The organism is Pseudomonas sp. 05N434, from assembly GCF_056396965.1.
Genome location: NZ_JBFTMK010000420.1, coordinates 1 through 4500 on the forward strand (window position 1 = coordinate 1; position 4500 = coordinate 4500).

Consider the following 4500-nt stretch of genomic DNA (forward strand, 5'->3'; position numbering starts at 1 on the left):
GTAGGCGGGAAGCGCAGCCGCATAGGCCAGTGCTTCTTCTCGGCTGCCAAAGGATCCAAGCCGGTCACCTTTGGTGCACACCCGCCACGGGCCACTGTTCACGCTGAGTACGTCATAGCCGTTCATGTGCATTTTGGTCAGCATCGGAACGCTCATTAGTCACCTCCATTTCGGCAGTGATAGTCCAGGGTCCACTTAGCTACCTTACACCCGACCTTCACTGAAGTGCCGACCAGACGTCGCGTCAGGATTCCGGCATTCCATTGCACTTTAAACCGCCCTGTCGACTCTAACCCTTGAAGCAGACACGTCTGCGGATTGCGGTCTGAATATTGCATTTTTATGACTGTTTTATGACAACCGGCAGTCAGGTAATCCATGAAAGTACGCGCAACCGTCATTTGCGAGCAGGACCGGCACATTCTCCTGGTGCGCAAACCCAGGGGGCGCTGGACCCTGCCGGGTGGAAAAATCGAGCCTGGCGAAACCATCGCGGGCGCGGCCACAAGAGAGCTTTATGAAGAAACCGGGCTTGGGGTCGACAGCCTGCTGTACTTGATGGAGTTGGACACGACCAGCACCAGGCATCATGTCTACGAGGCATCGGTCATAAACGTGGCCGAGGCGCGGCCCCAGAATGAAATCTTCGACTGCATCTGGTACCCGCTGGACGCCGTCCAGAACCTGAACACAAGCGACGCCACACTCAGAATCGTCAGAGCATTTCAGCGTCGCTTGTAGCTCAACACAGCCGACGCCCTCCTGAAAGGTCAGCCCAGATCGCCGCCACCGACCGGCATGACCATGCCGGTGATATAGGAGGCTTCGTCGCTGGCCAGAAACAGGATAGCGCTGGCCTGTTCATCCAGTGTGCCGTAGCGCTTCATCAAACTGCTGTCGAGGGTCTGGTCGACGATCTGCTGATACCACAGCTTTTCCTGAGCGCTTTGTTCCGCGGTGTTGCGCGGGATCAGCCGCGGCGGCGCTTCGGTGCCACCGGGAGCGGTTGCGTTGACCCGCACCCCACGGCCGGCGGTTTCGAACGCCAGGCACGCGGTCAACGCATTGACCCCGCCCTTCGCTGCACCGTAAGGCACGCGATTGACGCTACGGGTGGCGATGGATGAAACGTTGACGATGGCGCCGTTGCCTTGCTCAAGCATGAACGGCAGCGCGGCATGGCAACACCACAGCGTCGGGAACAATGAACGTCGGACTTCGGCCTCGATCTGCGACTCTTCATAGTGCTCGAAAGGCTTGGCCCAGATCGTGCCGCCGACATTGTTGACCAACACATCGAGGCGCCCGAAGCGCTCGACGGCGGTGCGCATCACCCGGCTGCATTCGCTGTATTGCTCAAGGTCGGCGGTCAGGGCGAGCACCTGGCTGTCCCGCCCCAGTTCTTTCTGCAACTCGAACACCAGATCGGAGCGGTCGACCAGAATCAACCGCGCACCTTCAGCGGCCATGCGTTCCGCCACACGCCGGCCGATGCCTTGGGCGGCACCGGTAATCAGCGCGATTTTTTCGTGGAATCTATTCATGTATCTCTCCCACAACAGCGCGGCTCAGGCCGCGCTGGCGGCAAATTTCTCGTAGTAGAAGTTCGCAGGCGCGATGCCTTGCTCGCGAATGAACTGGCTGACCGCTTCGACCATCGGCGGCGGGCCGCACAGGTAGACATCGACGTCGCCATCGTTCAGATGCCGTGGCTCGATGTGCTGGGTCACGTAGCCCTTGAGCGGGTGCCGACTGTCGGGGTTGGCCACGCAGGCGCTGAAGCTGAAGTTCGGGATTCGTGCGGCAAAGGCTTCCAGTCGATCGATTTCCACCAGGTCGAAATCGTTGGTCACGCCGTAGATCAAATGCAGCGGATGATCGCTGCCCTGCTCGGCGATTTTTTCCAGCATCGCGGTAAACGGCGCCAGACCGGTGCCACCGGCCAGCAGCAGCAACGGCCGGCGGATATCGCGCAGATAGAAACTGCCCAACGGTCCGGCCAGGCTCATGCTGTCGCCGGCCTTGGCCATGCCGGTCAGGAAACTGCTCATCAAGCCGCCGGGCACGTTGCGAATCAGGAAACTGACTTCGCCGTCACGCTGCAACGAGCTGAACGAATACGCGCGGGTCTGCTCGCTGCCCGGAACCCCGAGGTTCACATACTGCCCCGGCAAAAACGCCAGTTTGCTCAGGGCTTCGCCCTTGATCGACAGTGCGATGGTGCTGTCGGACAGCTGACGCACGGCGCTGATGGTCGCGTCGTAACTGGCCTGACGAGTACGGCAGACATCCGATGAAACCGGCACCCGCACCACGCAATCGCTCTGCGCACGCATCTGGCAAGTCAGGACAAAACCCTGCTGCGCTTCTTCGGCGCTGAGGGCGTCTTCGATGTAGTCCTCGCCCAGGTCGTAGCGCCCGGCTTCGGCGAAACACTTGCRGGTGCCGCAAGCGCCGTCGCGGCAGTCCAGCGGAATATTGATGCCCTGGCGGTACGCGGCATCGGCCACGGTTTCGCCGGCGTTGGCGTCGATGAACCGGGTGACGCCGTCTTCGAAATTGAACGCTATGGAATGAGTCATGACGGCCGCCTCAGAGGTGGTAAACATCGATGACCTGGCGAACGTAGTCGTTCTTCAGGATCACTTTCTTGGCCAAGATCAGCGGGTTCTCACCGCGCACATCCAGGGTGTAGAAACTGCTGCCGAAATAGCTGTCGACGGTCTTGTAGCGAAAGCTCAGGGTGTGCCAGTTGAAACGCACCTTGCACAGGCCGTCGGCCTGTTCGATCAGCTCGATGTTGCTGAGGTTGTGCGAGGTGCGGGTGTCCGGCACGCTGGCACTGGAACGCTCGGTCTTGATACGGAAGATGCGGTCTTCCAGGCCCGTGCGGTTGCCGTACCAGATCAGCGAGATTTCCCGCTGCGGATCGATGGTCAGCTCGTCGTTGTCATCCCAGGACGGCATCCAGAAAGTGGCGTCCGGCGCGTACAACTCCAGCCAGTCGTCCCATTGCTTGTCGTCGAGGTAGCGCGCTTCGCGGTAGAGAAAATCGCGCACCGCGTCATAGGTCATGGTCATTGCACGGCCTCCACTGCAATCAGTTCGGACTGTTCGGCGGCCAGGGCCTTGAGCATGGTCTGCTGCCAATATTTGTGTTGCAGCACGAACAGGCCTTCGTCTTCGGTACGCACCCCGCTGAGCAATGGGTGCAGGTCAATTTCCTTGGCCGCGTCATCGGCGCCTTCAATCCAGTGTTCGGCACCACGGGACATGTCGTTCCAGGTGGTAACGCTGCCCTGGTAGCCGGTCTGGCAGGAGCGAAACTCTTCCAGATCGTCTGGAGTGGCCATGCCACTGACGTTGAAAAAGTCCTCGTACTGCCGAATGCGGCTCGAACGGGCGTGGTCGCTTTCACCTTTGGGGGCGATGCAGTAAATGGTGATTTCGGTGCGGTTGACCGAGATCGGCCGGGCGATGCGAATCTGCGAGCTGAACTGGTCCATCAGGTACACGTTCGGGTACAGGCACAGGTTGCGCGAGTTCTCGATCATCCAGTCGGCGCGAGCCTGGCCGAAGTCCCGGGCCAACTCGTCGCGACGCTCGTACAGCGGACGGTCCTCGGGGTTGGACCAACGGGTCCAGAGCAGCATGTGGCCCTTGTCGAAGGAATAGAAACCACCGCCCTGCTTGGCCCAGGTGCCGGCGCTCATGGTGCGGATGTCTTCGCCCGCTTCGCGCTGTTTGCGCTGATTCTGGGTGGCGGCGTAGTTCCAGTGCACGGAGCTGACGTGATAGCCGTCGGCACCGTTTTCGGCGGTGAGTTTCCAGTTGCCTTCGTAGATGTAACTGGAGGAACCGCGCAGCACTTCCAGGCCATCGGCGGACTGGTCGACGATCATGTCGATGATCTTCGCCGACTCGCCCAAGTGCTCCACCAACGGCACCACGTCGGCCTTGAGACTGCCGAACAGGAAGCCGCGATAGGACTCGAAACGCGCGACTTTGGTCAGGTCGTGGGAGCCTTCGCAATTGAAGCTCGCCGGGTAGCCGGCCGCCGCCGGGTCCTTGACCTTGAGCAGCTTGCCGGAGTTGTTGAAGGTCCAGCCGTGGAACGGGCAGGTGTAGGAGCTCTTGTTGCCGGTCTTGTGCCGGCAGAGCATCGCCCCGCGGTGGCTGCATGCGTTGATAAAGGCATTCAGCACGCCATCCTTGTTGCGCGCGATGAAGATCGACTGGCGCCCCATGGTGGTGGTGTAGAAATCGTTGTTGTTGGGGATCTGGCTTTCGTGCGCCAGGTACAGCCAGTTGCCTTCGAAGATGTGTTCCATCTCGAGGTCGAACAGCCGTGGGTCAGTGAACATCTCGCGCTTGCAGCGATAGATACCCTGTTCAGGGTTTTCTTCAAGCAGGGAGTGAAGGTATTCGGGTCGCAGGGACATGGCCGCAGCCTCCATTGTTTTTATTCAGGCAGGGCCATGCTAGGACGTGGGGATGGGG

At 60.3% G+C, this 4500-nt stretch carries 6 protein-coding genes; 1 reads left to right on the forward strand and 5 read right to left on the reverse strand.

Translation table 11 applies throughout. The features are described from left to right. The coding region (locus tag AC1DLB_RS22265; RefSeq protein WP_477785656.1) for a DUF2188 domain-containing protein at positions 1-156 on the reverse strand (156 nt) is incomplete at its 3' end. A 222-nt stretch (positions 157-378) separates the two neighbouring features. On the opposite strand from AC1DLB_RS22265, the gene AC1DLB_RS22270 reads away from it, so the two are divergent. Next, positions 379-741, forward strand: coding sequence for an NUDIX hydrolase (locus tag AC1DLB_RS22270; protein WP_018927988.1), 363 nt, complete (start codon positions 379-381; stop codon positions 739-741). A 29-nt stretch (positions 742-770) separates the two neighbouring features. On the opposite strand, the gene AC1DLB_RS22275 is transcribed toward AC1DLB_RS22270, so the two are convergent. Genes AC1DLB_RS22275 through benA form a run of 4 tightly spaced genes read right to left on the reverse strand, consistent with a single transcriptional unit; the run spans position 771 to position 4442 of the window. Continuing rightward, a complete protein-coding gene (locus AC1DLB_RS22275) occupies positions 771-1544 on the reverse strand; it encodes a 1,6-dihydroxycyclohexa-2,4-diene-1-carboxylate dehydrogenase (protein ID WP_064617053.1) in 774 nt (257 codons plus the stop codon). Positions 1545-1568: 24 nt separating this feature from the next. After that, the gene (gene benC / locus AC1DLB_RS22280; RefSeq protein WP_477785655.1) at positions 1569-2582 is read right to left on the reverse strand and encodes a benzoate 1,2-dioxygenase electron transfer component BenC; all 1014 of its coding nucleotides are present in this window, start codon (positions 2580-2582) and stop codon (positions 1569-1571) included. Positions 2583-2592: 10 nt separating this feature from the next. Continuing rightward, positions 2593-3081, reverse strand: coding sequence for a benzoate 1,2-dioxygenase small subunit (gene benB, locus AC1DLB_RS22285; protein WP_018927991.1), 489 nt, complete (start codon positions 3079-3081; stop codon positions 2593-2595). Then, entirely contained in the window at positions 3078-4442 is a 1365-nt protein-coding gene (benA, locus tag AC1DLB_RS22290) for a benzoate 1,2-dioxygenase large subunit (RefSeq protein WP_019649241.1), read from the reverse strand. Before benA ends, benB begins: the two co-directional genes overlap by 4 nt. Between the last annotated feature and the right edge of the window lie 58 nt (positions 4443-4500).